This is a genomic window from Haloarcula sp. H-GB5 (genome assembly GCF_054850705.1).
The window spans coordinates 181,540-200,572 of record NZ_JBTWBG010000003.1; the positions used below are offsets into that span (position 1 = coordinate 181,540).

General features: G+C 60.8%; 22 protein-coding genes. 11 read left to right on the top strand and 11 right to left on the bottom strand.

Going from position 1 to position 19,033, the window contains the following annotated elements; translation table 11 throughout:
• Positions 1 to 77 precede the first annotated feature (77 nt).
• From ACYJ11_RS16300 to ACYJ11_RS16310, 3 genes are all read right to left on the bottom strand, one after another.
• Positions 78 to 1,082 (bottom strand): alcohol dehydrogenase, encoded by a 1,005-nt coding sequence (locus ACYJ11_RS16300; protein WP_461648724.1) that lies wholly within the window; start codon positions 1,080 to 1,082, stop codon positions 78 to 80.
• Between the two features lie 117 nt (positions 1,083 to 1,199).
• Entirely contained in the window at positions 1,200 to 2,024 is an 825-nt protein-coding gene (locus tag ACYJ11_RS16305) for a M48 family metallopeptidase (protein WP_461648567.1), read from the bottom strand.
• Positions 2,025 to 2,106: 82 nt separating this feature from the next.
• A complete protein-coding gene (locus ACYJ11_RS16310) occupies positions 2,107 to 2,781 on the bottom strand; it encodes a class I SAM-dependent methyltransferase (protein ID WP_461648568.1) in 675 nt (224 codons plus the stop codon).
• 100 nt (positions 2,782 to 2,881) lie between these two features.
• Here ACYJ11_RS16310 and ACYJ11_RS16315 point away from each other — a divergent pair, with 100 nt between their 5' ends.
• From ACYJ11_RS16315 to ACYJ11_RS16340, 6 genes are all read left to right on the top strand, one after another.
• Positions 2,882 to 3,502: a hypothetical protein gene (locus ACYJ11_RS16315; protein WP_461648569.1), complete on the top strand. Its 621-nt coding sequence runs from the start codon at positions 2,882 to 2,884 to the stop codon at positions 3,500 to 3,502.
• A 156-nt stretch (positions 3,503 to 3,658) separates the two neighbouring features.
• A complete protein-coding gene (locus tag ACYJ11_RS16320; protein WP_461648725.1) occupies positions 3,659 to 4,450 on the top strand; it encodes an aldo/keto reductase in 792 nt (263 codons plus the stop codon).
• 146 nt (positions 4,451 to 4,596) lie between these two features.
• The gene (locus ACYJ11_RS16325; RefSeq protein ID WP_461648570.1) at positions 4,597 to 5,595 is read left to right on the top strand and encodes a DMT family transporter; all 999 of its coding nucleotides are present in this window, start codon (positions 4,597 to 4,599) and stop codon (positions 5,593 to 5,595) included.
• Between the two features lie 54 nt (positions 5,596 to 5,649).
• The gene (locus ACYJ11_RS16330) at positions 5,650 to 6,396 is read left to right on the top strand and encodes an NAD(P)-binding oxidoreductase (protein ID WP_461648571.1); all 747 of its coding nucleotides are present in this window, start codon (positions 5,650 to 5,652) and stop codon (positions 6,394 to 6,396) included.
• 48 nt (positions 6,397 to 6,444) lie between these two features.
• Positions 6,445 to 7,368: an LLM class oxidoreductase gene (locus tag ACYJ11_RS16335; protein WP_461648572.1), complete on the top strand. Its 924-nt coding sequence runs from the start codon at positions 6,445 to 6,447 to the stop codon at positions 7,366 to 7,368.
• A 60-nt stretch (positions 7,369 to 7,428) separates the two neighbouring features.
• Positions 7,429 to 7,734, top strand: coding sequence for a hypothetical protein (locus ACYJ11_RS16340; protein WP_461648573.1), 306 nt, complete (start codon positions 7,429 to 7,431; stop codon positions 7,732 to 7,734).
• A 43-nt stretch (positions 7,735 to 7,777) separates the two neighbouring features.
• Here ACYJ11_RS16340 and ACYJ11_RS16345 read toward each other — a convergent pair whose 3' ends face one another.
• Positions 7,778 to 8,149 carry a cupin domain-containing protein gene (locus ACYJ11_RS16345; RefSeq protein WP_461648574.1) on the bottom strand — a complete coding sequence of 124 codons (372 nt, stop codon included), beginning with the start codon at positions 8,147 to 8,149 and terminating at the stop codon, positions 7,778 to 7,780.
• A 211-nt stretch (positions 8,150 to 8,360) separates the two neighbouring features.
• On the bottom strand, positions 8,361 to 8,963 hold the full coding sequence (locus ACYJ11_RS16350) for a class I SAM-dependent methyltransferase (protein WP_461648575.1): 603 nt from the start codon (positions 8,961 to 8,963) through the stop codon (positions 8,361 to 8,363).
• 134 nt (positions 8,964 to 9,097) lie between these two features.
• On the opposite strand from ACYJ11_RS16350, the gene ACYJ11_RS16355 reads away from it, so the two are divergent.
• From ACYJ11_RS16355 to ACYJ11_RS16365, 3 genes are all read left to right on the top strand, one after another.
• A complete protein-coding gene (locus ACYJ11_RS16355; RefSeq protein ID WP_461648576.1) occupies positions 9,098 to 9,943 on the top strand; it encodes a DUF726 domain-containing protein in 846 nt (281 codons plus the stop codon).
• 105 nt (positions 9,944 to 10,048) lie between these two features.
• A complete protein-coding gene (locus ACYJ11_RS16360) occupies positions 10,049 to 10,294 on the top strand; it encodes a hypothetical protein (protein ID WP_188978670.1) in 246 nt (81 codons plus the stop codon).
• 512 nt (positions 10,295 to 10,806) lie between these two features.
• On the top strand, positions 10,807 to 11,478 hold the full coding sequence (locus tag ACYJ11_RS16365; protein ID WP_461648577.1) for an AIM24 family protein: 672 nt from the start codon (positions 10,807 to 10,809) through the stop codon (positions 11,476 to 11,478).
• Here the strand turns inward: ACYJ11_RS16365 and ACYJ11_RS16370 are convergent.
• The 3 genes from ACYJ11_RS16370 to ACYJ11_RS16380 form a co-directional block, all read right to left on the bottom strand.
• Positions 11,475 to 12,158: a class I SAM-dependent methyltransferase gene (locus ACYJ11_RS16370; protein WP_461648578.1), complete on the bottom strand. Its 684-nt coding sequence runs from the start codon at positions 12,156 to 12,158 to the stop codon at positions 11,475 to 11,477. The genes ACYJ11_RS16365 and ACYJ11_RS16370 overlap by 4 nt on opposite strands.
• A gap of 76 nt (positions 12,159 to 12,234) precedes the next feature.
• A complete protein-coding gene (locus ACYJ11_RS16375; protein ID WP_188978666.1) occupies positions 12,235 to 13,704 on the bottom strand; it encodes an MATE family efflux transporter in 1,470 nt (489 codons plus the stop codon).
• Positions 13,704 to 14,303: a TetR/AcrR family transcriptional regulator gene (locus ACYJ11_RS16380; RefSeq protein WP_170098884.1), complete on the bottom strand. Its 600-nt coding sequence runs from the start codon at positions 14,301 to 14,303 to the stop codon at positions 13,704 to 13,706. Before ACYJ11_RS16380 ends, ACYJ11_RS16375 begins: the two co-directional genes overlap by 1 nt.
• Before the next feature lie 177 nt (positions 14,304 to 14,480).
• On the opposite strand from ACYJ11_RS16380, the gene ACYJ11_RS16385 reads away from it, so the two are divergent.
• Entirely contained in the window at positions 14,481 to 15,071 is a 591-nt protein-coding gene (locus ACYJ11_RS16385) for a TetR/AcrR family transcriptional regulator (RefSeq protein ID WP_461648579.1), read from the top strand.
• A 314-nt stretch (positions 15,072 to 15,385) separates the two neighbouring features.
• Here ACYJ11_RS16385 and ACYJ11_RS16390 read toward each other — a convergent pair whose 3' ends face one another.
• Together ACYJ11_RS16390 and ACYJ11_RS16395 are read right to left on the bottom strand one after the other, a co-directional pair.
• Complete coding sequence (locus ACYJ11_RS16390) at positions 15,386 to 15,778, bottom strand: DUF5684 domain-containing protein (RefSeq protein ID WP_461648580.1); 393 nt, start codon at positions 15,776 to 15,778, stop codon at positions 15,386 to 15,388.
• A gap of 126 nt (positions 15,779 to 15,904) precedes the next feature.
• Positions 15,905 to 16,183, bottom strand: coding sequence for a PRC-barrel domain-containing protein (locus tag ACYJ11_RS16395; RefSeq protein ID WP_170098562.1), 279 nt, complete (start codon positions 16,181 to 16,183; stop codon positions 15,905 to 15,907).
• Positions 16,184 to 16,518: 335 nt separating this feature from the next.
• Between ACYJ11_RS16395 and ACYJ11_RS16400 the strand changes: the two genes are divergently transcribed.
• Positions 16,519 to 18,204 (top strand): BGTF surface domain-containing protein, encoded by a 1,686-nt coding sequence (locus ACYJ11_RS16400; RefSeq protein ID WP_461648581.1) that lies wholly within the window; start codon positions 16,519 to 16,521, stop codon positions 18,202 to 18,204.
• Between the two features lie 188 nt (positions 18,205 to 18,392).
• Here ACYJ11_RS16400 and ACYJ11_RS16405 read toward each other — a convergent pair whose 3' ends face one another.
• Complete coding sequence (locus ACYJ11_RS16405; protein WP_170098563.1) at positions 18,393 to 19,004, bottom strand: ArsR/SmtB family transcription factor; 612 nt, start codon at positions 19,002 to 19,004, stop codon at positions 18,393 to 18,395.
• Positions 19,005 to 19,033: the final 29 nt, after the last annotated feature.

Sequence of the window (19,033 nt, forward strand, 5' to 3'; positions counted from 1 at the left end):
ATCAAAGCGGGAGAGTGTAGTTTCGACTGTGACTGTCACTTACAGACAGGCTTTTGCCGGTATCGTGGCCGGCCCGACTACAGTTCGAGCACGGCTCGGAACCGCGCTTCGTTCTCGATCATCTGGCCGTAGGCTTCGTCAACGTCTTCGAGCGGGTACGTCTCTATCTCCGGCGCGATATCGCGGAGCGAACTGAACTCCAGCGTGTCCTGTGAGTCGCGTGCGTGTCCGGAGGCCCAGCCCTCGACAGCGCCACGGTTCTGGACGAGCTGCTGTGCGCTCACTTCAACTGGCTCGCCGGGGACGCCGACGACGACGACAGAGCCATCGACACCGATGCCGCTGACGATGGAACTGATGGCGTCACTCGACGGTGCTGTCGCCAACACGACGTCGGCCCCACCGAGTTCCTGCAGTCGCTGACCGGCATCTGTCTCCGCCGCGTTGATGAAGTGATCGGCTCCCAGCTCTTTCGCCAGCGATTCCTTCTCCGGCGTTCGGGAAATGGCGGCTGTCTCGAAGCCGGCCGCGTGAGCGTACTGGATGCCGAGGTGACCGAGGCCGCCGACGCCCTGTACGGCGACCAGATCCCCGACGTTCGCATCGCTGTTCCGTAGCGCGTTGAACGTCGTCACGCCCGCACAGAGCAACGGCGCTGCGGCCGCCGCATCAAGTGACTCCGGAATCTTCGCGAGCGCTTCCGACGGAGCGGTCATGTACTCGGCGTACCCGCCGTCGTAGCTCAGTCCGGTGATTTCGCCGTTCTCACACTGGAGGAAGTTCCCCTGTCGACACTGGTCACACGTCGAACAGTGGCCGCCATGCCAGCCGACGCCGACTCTGTCACCCACCTCCCAGGCGTCGACAGCGTCGCCGACGGCGTCCACATGGCCTGCCACCTCATGGCCGGGGACCCGCGGATAGGAGACGACCGGGTTGGTCCCTTCTTTCGCGTACACGTCGCTGTGACAGATGCCACAGGCGTCGACCGAGATCCGTACCTCACCGGGGTCCGGCTCGGGGACCTCTCGTTCGACGACTTCGAAGTCTGCCCCTGCCTCAGGCACGACCGCCGCTTGCATTGTGTCTGACATACCGATACTTCCGGCTCGACGCGGATAAGCGGCCAGTTAGCAGAGAGCTGTACGGGGTGTCTGTTGGGACATATCTGTACAGAGCGGGTCGAAACGACTTTCGATTCAGGACCGGAGCCGCTGGATGCGCTTCTCCGTCGGTGGGTGGGTCGAGAACAGCTTCTCGAACAGCCCCTTGTCGGCGTTGAAAATACAGAGGGCGTTCATGCTATCATCGACTGCTGATTCCCGCCCCTCCGCACCGCGTGAGATTTTCTCCAGCGCTCGGGCCAGCGGCTCGCCGGTACCGATAGCTCGGCGAGCGTCAGCGTCGGCGACGTACTCACGATACCGCGAGATAGCCAGCACGAACACCATGACCAGCGCGTTCGCGAGCGAGGAAGCAACCATTGCCATGAGCCACGAGCCGATGTTCCGTTCGCCGCCGAACAGCACCGCGAAGTAGGCGACGTAGCCGACGAGCATCCCGATGGACTGCCCGACGACCATCGTGATGACGTCCCGGTTCTTGATGTGGGCCAGTTCGTGCGCGACGACTCCCTCCAGTTCGTCATCCTCCAGAAGCTGCATCAGTTCGCTCGACACGACGACGACACCTGCACCCTTCCGGCCGACCGCAAAGGCATTGGGCACGCCCATGTCCATCACCATCAGTCGCGGCTCCTCGATATTCATATCTCTGCAGAGTCGCCGAACCATCTGGTGAACGTAGCCGAACCGCTGATCGTCCGGCATATCCTCCGCACCGCGGAGTGCCAGCCACTTCCCGAGTTTGTACTGGATCGCCGGAACGACGAGGATTCCGACGAGGAGCACCGGGACGAGCGGCAGGCCTAACAGCACCGACAGGGCCGTGCCGGCGAACACGTAGAACGCGAACAGAATCGCGCCGACGACAAGCATCCGCACCTGTAATCCGAAGTCTGCCATACAGGGTCAACTCCGTCCGGCCGTATAAACCGTCTGGCCGACGATGCCGCTCGCGTCACTGGATTTCGTGCCGGATACGGGCTCAGGGCTTGCGGAGCGCGTAACTCCATCTCCCATGGGTTTCGAGCGTGAGATACGCCAGCCGCCAGTCGCTCTCCGAACAGAACTGGTGGACGGCAGGGATGACGCCGTTCACGATTTTGTAGTCGTCGCCCGTGATGTACCCGTCATCTGCGACTGCCCGCTGGCTCTCTCTGAGTTCGGCCAGCGTGGCCTCGTACTCGTGGGAACTGTTGATGTACACCCAGTCGAGCGAGCCAGTGTCGGTCTCACGGAGCACGGTAATCGGCTCAGCGTCCCGCAGACGAACAGTGTCTCCCTGCCCGCTGAAGCGTCGCTTGACAGCCTGTCGATCTTCGTCGCTTTCCCACCGGTCGACCAGAGAGAGCGTTTCCGGCCGCGTGATCCTGTTGATTGACTCGGCGAACGACCCGTCTCCAGTACCGAACTCGGCGACAGTCCCGCTGGTTGGCAACTGTTCGAGGAGATGCGTCCGATGGGGAAGGACTTGCACGTGTTCAAGCTCTGCTGCCGGGAGCGACTCCGGGACAGCTTGCTTCCGGTCTAGAATGGTCGCCGCTGCGGCTCCCTCTGTCGTGTCGGGCGGAAACGCGGTCTGATAGAGTCCGGTAATTAGCGGGTAGAGGCGGTCCGGACAGGACTCGGTGATAGCGCGTTTCGCCCGCGATAATGACATCTTATTGCCACGATACAACAACGGAGAGTAAAAACATGCCGACTCCGGTTCTCATTGGGGAGGCGAAAACCTATCCGCTTGGGTCCGAAACGACATCAGCATGTCTTTGTCCCGTTTTGTTGGACGGTTCCGGCCCTACTCTGTCCCGATCTGTCTGTTTACTGCGGTAGTTGCCGCCGTGCTGTTTGTGCCAGCACTGGTTCTCGGGGGCCCGACCGGACGCACATATGCCCTGACCGTGGCGGTTCTCATCGTCGCGATTTCGTCGGTCCTTCCGTATGCCGCCGCCGTCGGCGTTCTAACTGTTCCGTTCTTTTACACCGGACTCGGCAGCTATGCAGCCCCATCGGTCCTGCCAGCAGATGGGGAGCCGCTCGCACTGACTGGAGTACTCCGGCACGTCGTCGCCGGGATCTCGTATGTCGTCGCAGCCACCGCCGTCGGCGCTGTCGGCATCGGTCTCGATTTCGCGGCTTCGAGTGGTTCGGAGCCGTTTCCGGCGGTGGGCCTCCCGTCGTTTCCAGCACTCGGGTTTCCACCGTTCTTGTTGCTCGGCGGGGTAGTCATCGCCGGTGTCTACGTCATCGCTCAACTGTGGCGGTACGAGAAACCGATTCGGGAGCTGGGTTTGAAGACAGTTTCTGGGACGGTTGTCCTTGGCGCGTTCCTCGCTGTGTCGCCTTTGATTGCGCTCTGGATTTTCGGGTCATACGGCTTCTGACTGTCTCTGTCCTGCTACTGATCGCTAGCGTCTCTGCAGACCATCCGATAGTCGGCGCTACCCGCCGCCTCCCAAACGGCTTAAAGTCACAAGCTCTGGTATCCGATAATGACTCAGAAACAGTCCTCGACAGATGGTGGTCCACGAGCGAGCGGTATGCCGATGCTCGGTCTCGGTACCTGGCAGAATGAAGACGCAGAACAGTGTGCCGAGAGCGTTCGGACGGCACTGGAAGCCGGCTACCGACATATCGACACCGCACAGGCCTACGACAACGAAAGCGCCGTCGGTGACGGTATCGCCGCGGCTGACGTCGACCGCGACGATATCTTCCTGGCGACGAAGGTGTGGATCTCGAATCTCTCACACGACGACGTGATCGAGACGACCGAGGAGAGCCTCGACAAACTCGGCGTCGATTCGGTGGACCTGCTGTACGTCCACTGGGCGGCGGGCGAGTACGAGCCCGAGGAGACGCTCCCGGCGTTCGACAAACTCGTCGACCGCGGCCTGATCGACAACGTCGGCGTCTCGAACTTCGAACCGCACCACGTCGAAACGGCGATGGACGTGCTCGATGCTCCGGTGTTCGCAAATCAGGTCGAGACGCACCCGTTCCTCCAGCAGTCGGAACTCCGCGAGCACGCGGCCGAACAGGACTACGAACTGGTCGCGTACTCCCCGCTGGCACGCGGTGAGGTGTTCGGTCACGATGTCATCGAAGCCATCGCCGACGACCACGACGCGAGCGAAGCGCAGGTCAGCCTCGCATGGCTCCGCGAGAAGGGCGTGACGGCGATCCCGAAAGCCACGAGTGAAGCCCACATCACCGATAACCTGGCGAGCCTCGACCTGTCCCTGACGGACGCCGAAATCGACCGTATCGACGGGATCGAGACCGTCGACCGACGCGTCGATCCGGACTGGTCGCCCGCCGCCTGGGACTGAGTCGCTTTCGAGCTTTCCCGGTGGGATTTGCCGATACGACTGTCGGTCCGTGACACCACGTCTCCCACAGCCCTCTTCACATTTCGACCCGTTGAACAGGTAATGAGATATTTTCGCTCTAACTGGTGGTCAAACTGACTTGGCCTATGTTGCCCTCCACGTTCACTGATCGTCCCTCACTCCCGGCTCGGTACCGAGACAGCGCGCTGTTTGTCCTGCTCGCAATGTTATTCGGTGGTTCGTTCGTCGCCATCAAAACCGGGCTCCGTGAGCTTCCACCGGTGCTGTTTGCCGGTCTCCGGTTCGACCTTGCGGCGGTGACGCTGCTTGGCTACATCGTCGTTACTCGGCCCCGGTCGACGTGGCTACCCCGGACTCGCGGCGACTTTTTGGGCATCGGGATGGCGGCGCTGTTCCTCATCGCGCTCAACAACGGGCTGTTGTTCCTCGGTCAGGGCACGACCACGCCCGCAGCGGCGTCCGTGATGTACGGTCTGAACCCAATACTCGCCCCTGTGTTCGCCTGGTGGCTGCTGGGCGACCGCCTATCGTGGCTCGGTGCGGTCGGTATCGGTATCGCACTGAGCGGCGTTATCATCATCGTGCAGCCGTCTCCGTCGACGTTCACCGACGCGAGCGCTATCGGGCAACTGCTGGTCCTCGGCGCGGCCGCGGCCGTCGCACTCGGCAGTGTACTCCTCCAGCGTGTCGGCCCGCAGATGGACAGTACGCCACTGACTGCCTGGGCGATGGCCGTCGGTGCGGTTCTCCTCCACGTCGCGAGCCTGCTGGTCGGGGAGCCACCAACAGCCGTGATCGGCATCGGCCCTGAAACGATTGCCAGCATCATCGCTGTGGGCATCCCGTCCACGGCGGTCGCGTACGCCATCTACTTCGGCCTCATCAATCGCATCGGCCCGGTTCGTGCGAACTTGGTCGCGTACGTCGTGCCGATTTTCGCCGCGCTCATGGGCTGGGTACTGCTCGGCTCGTCGGTGTCACTGTGGACGCTCGTCGGCTTCCTCGTCGTCGTTGCGGGCTTCGCTCTCATCGAGCGTGTGACCATCCGCATGGAACTGCGTCGGCTCTATCGACGGTTCAACCAGCCATCGTCGTCCCAGCAGACGCCCCCGTGTGATGACTGAGCCAGTCGCGACATAGGCCCGGCCAATCATGTACTGGCAGCCCCATGCTATCTTATGGACCCTTCTGACGTGGAGACTGTGTTTGTCGCCGGAGCCAGCGGCGGGACCGGGCGAGCGACGCTCCGACTGCTCAGTTCGCGCGTGCCGACGGTCCGGGCACTGACCAGCACACCGGCAAAAACAGACGACCTCCAGGCGGCCGGCGCTGACGAGGTTGTCGTCGACGACCTGTTGAATCCGACTGCGTTGACAGAGGCGTTGTCAGATGTCGATGTCGTCCTGAGCGCCGTCGGCTCGAATATCACGGACGTCTGGTCTCGGGACAAGTACGTCGACGGCGCGGGGACGATCAACCTACTCGATGCGGCTGTCGACGCCGGCGTCGAGGCGTTCGTCATGGAATCCGCTATCGGCGTCGGTGACGAGCCAGCCAGTCCGCTCGCAGCGGCCTTCGACGTCGTCATCCAGCCGATACAGCGGGCTAAAGCAGAAGCCGAGGCCGCGATCCGCGAGGCTCCGGTTCGGCATACGATTCTCCGACCGGGCGTCCTCACGAACGGGCCGCGGACTGACACCGTCTCCGTCGCCGAGCCCGGTGCGAAACTCTGGGGGAGTGTTTCGCGGGCTGACGTGGCCCGACTGATGATTGCCTCACCTGTCACGCCGGCGGCCGAGGATCGGACCCTGGAAGTCGTTGCTAAGCCATCGTTCCCGAACCGAGCGCTGGATATCGATTGGCAACTCCCGCGAAACGAGCGGGCAGGAACCGTGTCGGTCGATACCCCGGACGACGGTCCGTAGCGGCAGTCCATCCGTGCGCAAATACGGCTCCAGCGTGAAAGGATCCTGATGACTGCTGTGGACCACGCGAACGCCGGCTATCGGCAACTGTACGGGGAGGATGGCCTCTCGTTCGGTCTCGGATTTCCGCTCACAGGCGAGCAGGAATCGACGCCGGATATCGACACGGAACTCCGGTTCGCAAGCCACGCCGAGGATGTCGGATTCGACGCGCTCTGGGCGCGCGACGTCCCGACGTACTGGCCGCGGTTCGGGGACGCCGGCGGGGCCTTCGACCCGTGGTCGCTGCTGTCCCACGTCGCCGCCCACACCGAGTCAGTCGCACTCGGTACTGCAAGCATCGTTCTCCCGTTGCGCCATCCCATCCACGTGGCGAAGTCGGCCGCAACCGTCGACCGGCTCTCCGACGGCAGACTCGTGCTGGGTGTCGCCTCCGGTGACCGCGACCCGGAGTATCCGGCGTTCGATGTCGACCCCGAGAACCGGGGGCAACTCGTTCGCGAAAGCGTCGACGCGCTCCGCGCGCTCTGGCGAGAGGAGTACCCGACCCTCGATGGCTCCTGGGGCCAGATTGACGGAGAACTGGATGTGCTCCCAAAGCCGACGACAGACACGCTCCCGCTCTTTCCGACCGGGAACGCCAGACAGTCGACAGAGTGGATCGCCGAGAACGGCGACGGCTGGATTTTCTATCACCTCCCCGAGTCGACGCTTGAGTCGTACCTCGACACGTGGAGGAGTCACGCTCCCGAGAAACCGTTCACGATTGCCCTTCAAGTCGAGTTCGCTGCTGATCCCACAGCCGAACCCGAACCGCTCCATCAGGGGTATCGGGCCGGTGTCGAGTGGTTCCGGGAGTACTTCCGACGGCTCGAAGACTACGGCCTTGATCACGTCATCGTCGGCCTACGCGCCGCGGAGCCAGCGGCGGCGATGACGACCTTCGCCAACGAAATCATCGACGAGCTGTGACGGTCGGTGGGAAGATGTTCGCACGGACAGCTTTCGGTGCGGCTGAGCTATTAGATACCGATGACCGACCGGCAGGCGGCCCTCCGCGCTTTAGCTGGGGAGCTTACCGATTACGAGCCGATCACCGACGCGTTTCTCGCAAAAAGCTTCACGGACCAGTTACTCATCGTCGACGTCCGGGACGGCGCATCCCTCCCCGCTGCCGTCACCGACAAGCTAGCTGACCGCGACCTGCGCCCGGCCGAGAGCGTGTACGGTGACAACGAGACACCCCACTCCGCCGTCGGTAACGTGGGCGATGCGACACGCCACCATTTCGTCGACGTGCGAACCCGCGGCTCACACCGCTCGTACGTCGTCGAGTGACTCCGGTCCTGTTGCCTGGGTGGGAGACGAACCCGGCCGGACGTTAGGGGTCGAACTTGCCCTTTTTGAGCCCTTTCCGGACCGGTTCGTGTTCCGCATCGGTCGGCGGCGGTGCGGTCACCAGTAACGTCTCTAGTCGACTGTCCGCGCCCGCTTTGACACCGCGGTCGGTGTTGGCCTCGACGACCACCACGTCGCCCGGCTTGACCGTTCGCTTCGTCTCCCCATCACGGACGACACCGGTCCCGGACTGGACGTGTATCGCGACGTCGCTCGCAGGTGCGTGTACCGGAATAAACTGTCCGGGTTCGAAATAGCCACAGACGACTTTCATCCGGTCGCTGCGGAACACTTCGACAGCCGAGAACTGGTCGTCGTCGTATTCCCGGACGGCGTCGAAATCGGTCGCTGTCATCGCTCAGTCCCTCCAAGTTGCGGTATCAACGACCGTGGGCGCATCGTCACACTAAGTCGATACAATTCGCGCCAACTGAGCGGTCCTACTTCTCCTCGCTGTTGATTCATACGAGTGAGTTTGCCCGCACCACGGAAAGTGCCGGTCCCGAACGGCTTCGTCCGCAGTGAGACCGTGCCCTGTGGTCGACGGGGATAGCTCGCTTCCCAACTCACTCTGCGATGTTGGGATACGACTGGTGGTTACCCTGCGACTTTCTGGCGACCAGTTGGGCGGTTGCGGCGGTTGTGCCGTCCGTCGTCGTGGTCCGCTCGTCGTAATGCAATACTGTCAGCCCGAGCCCGGCTCTGAGCAGTTCGTTTGAGGCAAACCGGTACCGGTCCCCGGAGGGGCCGCCGTCCACGTCGTCGGTCGTCCTGAGGTGGTGCTGGATGAACAGACAGCCGCCGTCGGCCAGCGCCTCGATGATATCGGGGAGGCGGTCAACGGGGCGATAGAAGCTGATCGTAATGAGGTCGTACGTCGACGTTGGGTACGCAAACGAGTCGAGGTCCGCCTGTATCCAATCGATGTCGTCTTCGACACCCGCTGCGCGTGCGTTCTCGCGGGCAATCTGAAGTCCCGCACGCGACTGGTCGACTGCATCGACGTGGTATCCGGCCGCTGCGACCGGCAGTGCGTTCCGCCCAGTCCCGGTTGCGACGTCAAGCGCTCGACCCGGCGGGAAGGTCGGCAGGTATCGTTCTAACACCGGATGTGGGTCCGGACGCTGTGGGTACGTGCCCGCTCGGTATCGCTCGTCCCAGGTCGTCATACCTGCGTTAACCGCCCGCCGAGATATGAAGGCTATGGGCTGTGACACCGCTCTTGCGTTGCTTCCCGTTTCCGAGCGTGACAATCTCAATTGACTTATGCCTTCGCCTGTGACCCACATACAAGCTACAAGCTATGGCCAGTCAAACCGGTGTGACCAGACGGCGGCTGCTCATCGGTCTTGGAAGCGGCCTCGGTCTGCTTGGGGGTGGTGGTGCCTACGTGTACTGGTCGTTGCAGGGCGACTCTGGCGGGTACACCGCACCGGACTCACACCCTGTCGTTACCACGCGTGGGCTCCTCAACACAGCCGAGGGGCCAGCCTTCGAGACTAGTGGTACGTGGGCGTTCGACGATGCGTCGGCGGTGTTCCTGTTCGTCCACGGATTCAGTACCGACGCCGAGAGGGCGCGCGACAACGCCTATACGGCTCAGGTAGCGCTTGACGGAACACGGCCCACACCGGTCGTCGCGTACAGTTGGGAGTCCGACGTCGAATGGGAGCAGGCGAAGACCAACGCCGCGGCGAACAGTACTCCCCTCGCCCAGTGGTTAGTCGAGTGGGCCGAAACCGACGGGCGACCCGTCCACTTGCTCGCGCATTCGCTCGGCGCACGGGTTACCGGTGAAACACTTCGCGTGCTTGCAGAGCAAGGGGCGACAGACGCGCTTGCCTCGGTGTCACTGCTCGGTGGCGCTATTCCCTACGATAGTGTGATTCCGGGTGGCAGATACGGCGACGCTATCGGGGCTGTTGACGCCCCGGTGTCGAACTTCTACAGCCACAACGACAAGGTCCTCTCGTGGGTGTACCGAGCGTCGGACCGGACCCACGCCGTCGGCCACGCTGGGACTCGTGATGCGGGGCCGCTTCCCGACGGCTATCAAGACGTGAACGTCTCTGATCTCGTTGCCGATCACTACTCGTACTTCGAACCAGGTGAGGGCTGTCTGGCGCGTGTCGTCGCCGAAATCGAGTGACGTGGCTCTGTTTTCTGCTGCTAATAGAATTATATACGGCGGAAGTGTTGTGCTCCCTATGGGAACCGCTGGCAGGCCAACGGCTGCGACACGCTGGAGCGAGATATGACCCTCTTCACTGCCGTTGTCGTCTTCGTGGTGGGATTGCTCTCGGGTATCGTCGTCCGGTGGGTCGCCGGTCTCGCTGCCGCGTTCGCGCTCGTTCTGGTACTGTTGGGAGCGACCACACCGGATATCGGTCTGATAAACTTCGTACTCGAACAGTACTACCAGGGTAACGAACTGCTGTTTCTCGCCGGACTGTTGTTCGGGCTGGACGCTGAACATACGAGAGATGCCGTTGAGGGTTGACGCCTCGCTCTCGGAGTCGTATTGAACTGCAATCTACCGGTTGAATACCTACCGCAGACGATTGCCTTCCGTCGATTGCGTGTGACATCGTCGTTGTCCCGGACAGGACGCGGCTACGCTTCTGGATACCACAGATATACGAATGGTGGATATCGCTATCGCACATGAGTGAGTCGGTGGGCGTTCTGAGTAGTGTCTCGACCATCGAAGCCATAGACGGCGGAAAGCCCGAAGAAATTCGACCCACACATAGCGACCGGGGTACGTCCCGGGCAGTGTCGTGTACGACTCCGCTGTCCGGATGTCTGGCGGGGAACGGCGCTATCTCAAAACCAAAGCCGGCGTCACCTAACATATAGCTATTTGGAATAGCTATTCGACTATATCGATATCTCGCTTCCTCTCTATCACCAGCTGTATGGCCAAAGCAATGTGTGGGTCCGTCGCACAAACTGTGTTTTAATCCTTCACGAAGTCTATGACGGTGGCCTCTCGAGTATCTCGATGTACCTATGGACTTACAGGAATTTGTCCGCTCCAACGCCCCCGAGGACGGTGGCGATGGCTTCCAGAAAGAGAACAACAGGCTGCTCGACATCCCGCTCGACGGAACGGTGATGGTCAAAGCCGGGTCGATGGTCGCATACACCGGCGAGGTCACGTTCACTGGCAAGTCCTCGGCGGAAGGCGGCATCACGGGCTTTGTCAAGGAGGCCGTGAGCGGCGAAGGGACGCCAGTCATGGAGGCTGAAGGAAACGGCCATCTCTACGTGGCCGAGAACGGCAAGAAGGTACAGGTGCTGACTCTCGCTGACGGGGAATCGATATCGGTCAACGGCACTGACGTGCTCGCGTTCGAATCAAGCATCGACTACGAAATCAACACCGTTGGCAGTCTCTCCGGTATGGCCGCCGGTGGGCTGACGAACGTCTACCTCACCGGCCCCGGCGAAGTCGCACTGACGACACACGGCGACCCGCTGGTGATGACGCCGCCGGTGTTCACCGACCCGGATGCCACCGTTGCGTGGAGTTCGAACCTCTCACCGTCTATCGAGGTGAACAAGACGTTCGAGATCGGCCAGACCTCCGGTGAGTCGATACAGATGGAGTTCACCGGCGACGACGGGTTCGTCGTCATCCAGCCGAACGAGGAAGGGTCTGTCACACAGAGCCAGAGTTAATCGCCGCTGAGTTGTCGCGGCGGAGACACCGAGCGCTTTCGGAGCCGTCCCCGAACGAACGGACGGATCGGTGTGACGCCGAGGTTGAGTCGCTCGATTTCGACGACGTCGAACGACCGGTCCGCGACGAGTCGCGTCCCCGTCTGCCGGGTGAGATGACAACCGCCGGCAAGGCGTTTCCAGAGCGGTGCGAGCGCTGACTGTAGCCCAGCGCGCCATCCGTCGTCGATGACGTGCTCGAAGAAACGCAGTTCGCCGCCGGGTTTGAGCACGCGGGCAACCTCACTCATCGCGGACTCGATGTCCGGAATCGTACAGAACACCATCGAGGCGACGACGACGTCGAAGGCTTCGTCGTCGTACGGGAGAGCTTCCGCCGGTGACGACTGGATATGGATCGGCGTGGTCTGTGCGTTCGCCTTTTCTGTTGCCTGCCGCCGCATGTGCGGGTCCGGCTCGACAGCGTGAAACTCCGTTGAGGCGGTCGCCACGCTATCGAAATACCGAAACATCGCGCCGGTTCCAGCGCCGAGGTCCAGCACCGTTCCATCCAGATCCGCTACCAGATACTCACGATGTGGCCGTAGGAGGGTCCGTTCGATGAGCGTCGTTGCCGGATCGTAGATAGCTGCAAACAGCGGCGACGAGGGATTCTGACTGGCGTTCGGCTCTGTGGGCATAGCAGTAGTACCGGTGGCTCCCCTGAAAGCATTGGTTCACTCGAATGGTATCACACGCGCTCGCCACCCACTGCTGTCAGTCACCATCCGCCGACATCTCGACGCCCGCTTCGTCAATATCGACTTTGGCTTCGGTGAGGTTGCTGTCTCGCCACGTCCCGCGTCGATACCAGCCGTAGGCAATGAGCGCCCCTGCGACGTTCGAGATGGCGAACGATATCCAGATTCCGGTTTCGCCGAGCGGCACAGCGGCGAACCACGCAATCGGGAAGCGGATGATCCCGAGCATCAACACCGAGATTGCCGCGGCGGTGAGCGTTTTCCCGGCACCACGGAAGCTCCCGGTGTAGGCTCGCATGATGCCGATGAAGCCGAAGGAAAGCGCGACGTAACGGAGGAACTGCGTCGTGATTTCGACAACCTCGGGGTCCGTCGTGAACAGGTCGGCTATCGGTGCAGCGGTGAACCAGACGAGGACTCCAGCCAGGGTGAGTACGCCGAAAAGCACCTTCGCCGCGAGGCCGGCCGCTTTCGCTGCTCGGTCCGGTTTGTCGGCCCCCATGTTCTGACCGGTCATCGTCTCGACGCCACGCGCAACTGCGATGGCTGGCAGGAAGACGACCGAGAACACGCGCGTGCCGATCCCGTAGGCGGCGACGACTGTGTCCGGGAACATCGCGACGATGACCAGCAGCAGATTCATCGACAGTGCACGGCCCGTCCCCTCGACGGAGGCGGGCAGGCCAATGCGAACGAGACGGCGGAGATACGACAGGTCTGGAGCCATATCGCGGAGGTGAATCTGGACGCCGCGGTTCCCTCGGAACATGATCGCCAGCCCGACGATCAGCGCCAGCGCCCGCGAAAAGACGGTCGCGATGGCGGCCCCTTCGATCCCGAGTTCGGGGAACGAGACTGTCCCGACGAGCGGCGCGTTCTCGACGACCGTCCAGCCAAATATCAGGAACGGGTCGATGATGATGTTGAGGACTACTGAGCCGAACATGACGAGCATCGGCGTGATCGTGTCACCGTAGCCCCGCATGAGCGCGACGAAGACGAAGAAGCCGAACATGAACAGTAGGCCGAGCGAGATGACCTCCATGTAGCTGGTCGCCATGGGCAGGACATCTTCTGACGCGCCCATCAGGCTGAGAAACGTATCGACGCCGAGATAGCCCGCAATGCCGAGAACGAACGAGACGATGACGGCGAACGTCACCGTCTGTGAGGCGGCGTACTCGGCGTCGCGCTCCTCGCCCGCACCGGTAAACTGCGCGACGAGGACGCTACCGGCGACCGATATCCCCATTCCGAGCGAAATGAGGAGGAATACCATTGGGAACGCGAAGCTGATTGCCGCCAGCGCATCCGTGCTGTACTGGCCGAGCCAGAACGTGTCCGCGAGGTTGTACGCGGTCTGGAAGAGATTTGTGATGACAATCGGCATCGAGAGGAAGAACAGCGGCTTCCCGATGCCACCCGACGTGAGGTCGAACTCTTCGGGACCCTTGAACAGAGCACCAACGCGACTTCGAATCCCCATCAGCGGGTCGCCTCCACTGGCGTGTCCGTCAGGAGATGGGTCTCAGCGTATCGCGTAATCGTTTCGTTGAATCTGTCTATCGAACGGTCTGTGGCGACGTGTCGGGTATGGGCTCCTGTGATCGCCGTCACGAGGAACTCCGCTGCGACGGCCGGCTCGACCGCGCTATCGAACTCCCCGGTTTCGACGCCGGCCGCGATAATTTCCCGCAACTGGTCAAAGAGAGCAGCATCGAACTTGGCCAGTTGTGTCCGGAAAGCGTCGTTGTACGGGGCCTGTGCCTTTATTTCGAGTAACGCTGTTCTGAACTCCTGGCCGGGCGTCCGTCGCCCATCGGTGAGCACTGTATCCAACAGCGAATCGAGTTCTTCCCGCGGCGTGTTCCCCTCTACTCCCGCTATTTTTGCAGTGTATCGTTCGTACAAGAAGTCCAGAAACTCCGCAAAGAGGTTCTCTTTACTGTCGTAGTAGTAGTGAATAGACGCTTTGCTCCGGTCTGCCTCGTCAGCGATGTCCTTGACCGTGAGCGCGGCGTACCCGTGCTGGCAGAGGGCGCGGTACGTCGCCTCGAGAATTTCGGTAGCTGTATCGTCATCCATGGCGGCTGTGACAAAACTTACTAACCGATTAGTCAAAAACGCTTTGAAGTCCACAATCTGGGCTACCGACGATAATTAGATCTATTCGGCCGAATTTAGACTAACTAACTAATAATTCAGTCCGTAATAGCATACAGGTCACAATGGTTATCCAACCATGGGCGAAACTGTTAGCCAATGGGTGGACCATCGGACCGCACCTTCTCGGAACAGACCGAGGAGATAATGCAGGCAACCTACCGGGCGTTGCGCGAACACGGGTACGCTGATCTCACAATAAAACGAATCGCGGACGAGTACGGCAAATCGACGGCTGCAGTGCACTACTACTACGACACGAAGGACGACCTTCTTGCGGCCTTTCTCGATTATCTGCTGGAGCGGTTCGTCGATTCGATTCACGACGTCGAGACAACGGACCCCGAAGCCCGACTGGAAATATTACTCGATGAACTGCTCGTCAAACCACAGGAAAACCCCGATCTCTCGGTCGCCTTGCTAGAGATGCGGAGTCAAGCACCGTACAAGGAGGCGTTCAGCGACCGATTCCGCCAGAACGACGAGTACATTCGCTATCTGCTCAAGGCGGTCATCAATCACGGGATCGACGAGAGTGTATTCACCGACGTCGATGCGGATCACGTTACTCGTTCGCTGCTGACGATCATCGACGGTGCCCGAACCCGTGCCGTAATGCTGGACGACACCGAGGAACTCGAAACGGCCCGGCAGACGGCGAGTGAGTACGTTGACGCGATGTTACAGTAATCGTCCAGTGGTCGACTACCTTGTAAATTCAGGCCGTTCCGATAACACCAACTGTGGGTTGTCTGAACCTGGGTCCCACAGCCAACACAACCTATTAATCGGAGTCCAACCACCGCCACAATAGCCGGGACGTTTGCGAGTACCTGCAAGGCGAACAGTCTGACTCAAGTAAACTCCTAGAATGCTGGCGCTGTCTCACCTTTGAAGTGGGGATACAGCGGCTTCGGGCCGTGGTTGTGGTGATGAATCAACTCCCGATGTTCGGCTCGTCTACGTCTCGAAGGTTGGCCCGTGTCGCTGCGCGCCGCCCACTCTCAGACGAGACTACCGGACTGGCGGTATTGGTAATCGCCAAAGCCCAGCAGTGGGAAAAAGAGGGGTCCAATGAACGTGAGTCCAAGCCCGAACCCGATACCCCGACCGAACGTTCTAGCTACGCCAGCGTGAATCTTGTACAACACGTAAATGTTCAGTATAGGGATCAGCAACAACACTAGCCACCACCACGCATTACCGCCGATCTGGAGCATGACGTAGAGGTTGTATATCGGAACGATAGCCTTCCAACCTGCGCGGTCGGCTTTCTCGAACACCATCCACATCCCAGCGATCTGAATACCGGCAATTAACAGGTTGAACAGGAGCAGTACCATATTACCTGCGCCGCTGTTCTGGAGGGGAGCAGCTATCACTGCAAGCGGGGCCATATCGGTATCTAGCCTGCATACTTTCAAAAGAATGACAACTTATCGCCGCGGTGGAACCGAACTCTGCCGCTGCAAACGCACAGCTGGCAATTGCATCTCGACCGGCCCGTTTGAACAGCCGACGAGTTACGAGTCCACAGTATCGCCGCCTGTAACACTCTGTTCTGCAGGCGGCTGAATGGTCAGGTGGTCCCGCATCGATTCGATGAGGGACGCCGGCAATCGAATGTCGCCGTCGGAATCCCGCTCAACGCCGAATATTTCCTGAACCTCGCTGCTAATGACAATTGTCTGAAGTTCGCCCGTCGCTGTATCGATCGTAATGTTTTGCAGTGTGCCGACTTCGCGGCCATCGGTACTCACGACCCGGACATTGGAGAGCTGGTTTGCGAGGACCGTTCGCATACTGGTCAATAATCCCGAAATTACCATAAAATTACTGCATCTTCCTGCGGTATATCGTCTCTTACTACAAACTGGGTGCGTACATGGATGCCATGTGGTCGGCGCCGAAACGGTGTCACAGATATAACCGGTACATTATGACGGACTCGCCGGCGCACTGATCGGATCAACATTACCGGGTTCAAGACGGCTTTAAGCTATCGCTGATGCTTTTTCAGTCCCGGCGTAACCGCTGACTGTATGCCAGCGAATTGCCCTCCATCTGCGACGCGGTACTGTTGGCAGCATCGCTCTCAAACGCACGGACAGTTGCCTGCACCAGAGGAGGTGATTCTGTGAGCGTTCGGTCGGTGGCACTGGCCGCAGTGCTTATCGCCGCAGCGGCGACGGGTCCGGGGCTTGCCGCTGCGGAGCAGCAGGCCACGGTCTCAGAGGACAGCCTCCCGCTGCACGCCGACGAACAACAGGTGGTCACTGGGGAGACCACACTGGAACCTGGGACGGAGATGACGGTCACAATCGTGTCAGAGAACTCGTCGAACCCATTCGTTTACCGAAGGGAACCCATAGTACAGCCCAATGGGACGTTCGCCGCCCAGTTCGATTTGTCGCGCCCTCCAGCGAACACATCCTACAACCTGTCCGGGTATGTCGACGGCGATATGCTGTTTAACCGTACTGAGACCATCGCCCCGTGCGACGGCAACTGCACTAGCTCGGAGGTTGGCGCTACGGAGCAGCAAGCCACGGTCTCAGAGGACAGCCTCCCGCTGCACGCCGACGAACAACAGGTGGTCACTGGAGAGACCACGCTGGACCCCGGGACGGAGATGACGGTCGAAATCATCTCAGAAAACTCGTCGAACCCGTTCCTTTACCAAAGTGAGGTCATAGTACAGCCCAATGGGACGTTCGTCGCCCAGTTTGATCTGTCGCGCCCCCCAGCGAACACATCCTACGAACTGTCCGCTCATGTTGACGGCGACACACTGTTTGAACGTACTGAGACCGTCGCCCAGTGTGACGGAAACTGTACTGATCCGGTACCTGAGATAGTGACCCCGGAACCGACTGATGATGGCGAAAACGTCGTCGAGGTCTCCCAGGGCGACACCACAATAATTCCGGTCTCAATGACTGATGGAGGAACCAAAACGCTCTCCATTGGCAGCGAGGCGACTAACTACCGGATCAACGCGACCGTCAGTGACGATGACGGTGACGGCGAGGTGACAGTCCTCTTCGATACTGCGGTGGCCGGCACGGACGGAGCGACGCTCAGAGTGCCGGATCCCGATGACTCGCTGACCGTGACCGAATCGGAGCCGGACCTCTCGTCCACGCTCGCCGCCGGTACGTACTCGTACCGCATGTTCGATGGGCAGTCGACTGACGGGAGACCGACTGTCGGAACGATCGTCATCGAAGCCAACGGGACGACAAGCGAGCAATTCGAGGTCGGGGAGTCGGCCGACTTTGGGCTGGAGGAATCAGTAGTCACAGGGCGGCAGGGAGAGACTGCTCGAATTCAGATAGCTCTCGCGACCGCTGACGCGGCCACCATTTCTATCGGGAGCCCGGACGTTAACTACGAGATCAATGCGACCGTTCATGACGGGAACGGCGATGATAGTGTCGCCCTCCTGTTTGATACCACGGCGGCCGGCCACGACGAACCCACCCTCGAAACCGCCGCGGACGCCGATGCCGTGTCAGTCGAATCCGGTTCGGAGGTCGCCCTCGATTCGCAACTCGCTGCGGGCACCTACGAGCTGTCGCTGTACCGTGGGACTGAGGTGGCCGAGGGGCAGCCCGATACGGTCGGCTCGTTGCGCATCACAGATGTGACTCCAACGTCCACAGACGCGTCTTCCAACGATGTCGATTCAGTTACCGGCGAAACGCCGGCCGCGCAGCAGTCACAGGCTGGGGACTTCGGGGTTGGTGTCGGCGCTCTCGCTGTCGGCGGGGTGCTCGCCATCGTTGGCGTAGGCATCGGTCTTCGGTCCGTGATGGACTGACGCCGCGACAGTGGGCTATACCCACGGTTTTTGAAACCATCTCGGGCTTGGCGATCGGTCTACCCCCGTCTGAGACCTGATCTCGCTGCCTTACCCACGGCTGTCACGTTGCGATCTGAGATCGTGTGGGTTTTGTCCTCAAATTGCCACGGCAGAGCGGCCCTTCCTATGACAGCGGTTCGCCAGAGTCACTCGTCAGTCAGTAGCGCAGCGATACCGAGAACGGTGATGCAGAGACAGAAAAACAGCACGCCCGGCTCGACGACTTCGAACACGAACCATGCGAGCGTGCTGGTTCCACTGACCGGCCCTGCATGCGGACTCGCAGGAGCCAAGACCTCGGATCCGGCGGTTGCGTCCGCCAGTCTCTCTGCGCCCCACTGGACGAAGAGACTCGCAAAGCCGATGAGTCCTATCCCCGTAATAACGTTGCTCATCGATTGCTGGATGCGCGGCGCAAGGTCGTGGTCGCCGACCAGCACAATTGGGTCGCTCGCCGGGCCGTACACGGTCATCTCGTTGCCCTTCGAGGAGTACACCGTCTCGACCGGCTCGATGAGGTCTGCGTCTTTGAGGTTCGAAACGTGGTAGTGGACGTTCTGGACCGACGTGTCACATCGGTCCGCTATCTCGGACGGCGTTCCGGGCTCGTCGTACAGCGTACGGAACAGGGACCGACTGGTGTCCGAGGCGAGCGCATCGAGCACGTCGTCGGTTTCGTTCTCCGCAACATCGAGTACCCGCGGCGATTCGTCCGCTGTCCCGGTCCGCTCTTGTATCGTTTCGATGAGACTCGACATAGCGTCACTGTCGGATATATGATACGGGA

Excerpts from the sequence above, each read along its gene's own strand:
- ACYJ11_RS16335 (WP_461648572.1), top strand. The coding sequence starts at position 6,445 with ATGACTGCTGTGGACCACGCGAACGCCGGCTATCGGCAACTGTACGGG.
- ACYJ11_RS16365 (WP_461648577.1), top strand. The coding sequence starts at position 10,807 with ATGGACTTACAGGAATTTGTCCGCTCCAACGCCCCCGAGGACGGTGGC.
- ACYJ11_RS16385 (WP_461648579.1), top strand. The coding sequence starts at position 14,481 with ATGGGTGGACCATCGGACCGCACCTTCTCGGAACAGACCGAGGAGATA.
- ACYJ11_RS16350 (WP_461648575.1), bottom strand. The coding sequence starts at position 8,963 with ATGACGACCTGGGACGAGCGATACCGAGCGGGCACGTACCCACAGCGT.
- ACYJ11_RS16300 (WP_461648724.1), bottom strand. The coding sequence starts at position 1,082 with ATGCAAGCGGCGGTCGTGCCTGAGGCAGGGGCAGACTTCGAAGTCGTC.
- ACYJ11_RS16310 (WP_461648568.1), bottom strand. The coding sequence starts at position 2,781 with ATGTCATTATCGCGGGCGAAACGCGCTATCACCGAGTCCTGTCCGGAC.
- ACYJ11_RS16355 (WP_461648576.1), top strand. The coding sequence starts at position 9,098 with ATGGCCAGTCAAACCGGTGTGACCAGACGGCGGCTGCTCATCGGTCTT.
- ACYJ11_RS16325 (WP_461648570.1), top strand. The coding sequence starts at position 4,597 with ATGTTGCCCTCCACGTTCACTGATCGTCCCTCACTCCCGGCTCGGTAC.
- ACYJ11_RS16395 (WP_170098562.1), bottom strand. The coding sequence starts at position 16,183 with ATGCGAACGGTCCTCGCAAACCAGCTCTCCAATGTCCGGGTCGTGAGT.
- ACYJ11_RS16345 (WP_461648574.1), bottom strand. The coding sequence starts at position 8,149 with ATGACAGCGACCGATTTCGACGCCGTCCGGGAATACGACGACGACCAG.
- ACYJ11_RS16330 (WP_461648571.1), top strand. The coding sequence starts at position 5,650 with ATGGACCCTTCTGACGTGGAGACTGTGTTTGTCGCCGGAGCCAGCGGC.
- ACYJ11_RS16370 (WP_461648578.1), bottom strand. The coding sequence starts at position 12,158 with ATGCCCACAGAGCCGAACGCCAGTCAGAATCCCTCGTCGCCGCTGTTT.
- ACYJ11_RS16375 (WP_188978666.1), bottom strand. The coding sequence starts at position 13,704 with ATGGGGATTCGAAGTCGCGTTGGTGCTCTGTTCAAGGGTCCCGAAGAG.
- ACYJ11_RS16380 (WP_170098884.1), bottom strand. The coding sequence starts at position 14,303 with ATGGATGACGATACAGCTACCGAAATTCTCGAGGCGACGTACCGCGCC.
- ACYJ11_RS16315 (WP_461648569.1), top strand. The coding sequence starts at position 2,882 with ATGTCTTTGTCCCGTTTTGTTGGACGGTTCCGGCCCTACTCTGTCCCG.
- ACYJ11_RS16320 (WP_461648725.1), top strand. The coding sequence starts at position 3,659 with ATGCCGATGCTCGGTCTCGGTACCTGGCAGAATGAAGACGCAGAACAG.
- ACYJ11_RS16405 (WP_170098563.1), bottom strand. The coding sequence starts at position 19,004 with ATGTCGAGTCTCATCGAAACGATACAAGAGCGGACCGGGACAGCGGAC.
- ACYJ11_RS16360 (WP_188978670.1), top strand. The coding sequence starts at position 10,049 with ATGACCCTCTTCACTGCCGTTGTCGTCTTCGTGGTGGGATTGCTCTCG.
- ACYJ11_RS16305 (WP_461648567.1), bottom strand. The coding sequence starts at position 2,024 with ATGGCAGACTTCGGATTACAGGTGCGGATGCTTGTCGTCGGCGCGATT.
- ACYJ11_RS16390 (WP_461648580.1), bottom strand. The coding sequence starts at position 15,778 with ATGGCCCCGCTTGCAGTGATAGCTGCTCCCCTCCAGAACAGCGGCGCA.
- ACYJ11_RS16340 (WP_461648573.1), top strand. The coding sequence starts at position 7,429 with ATGACCGACCGGCAGGCGGCCCTCCGCGCTTTAGCTGGGGAGCTTACC.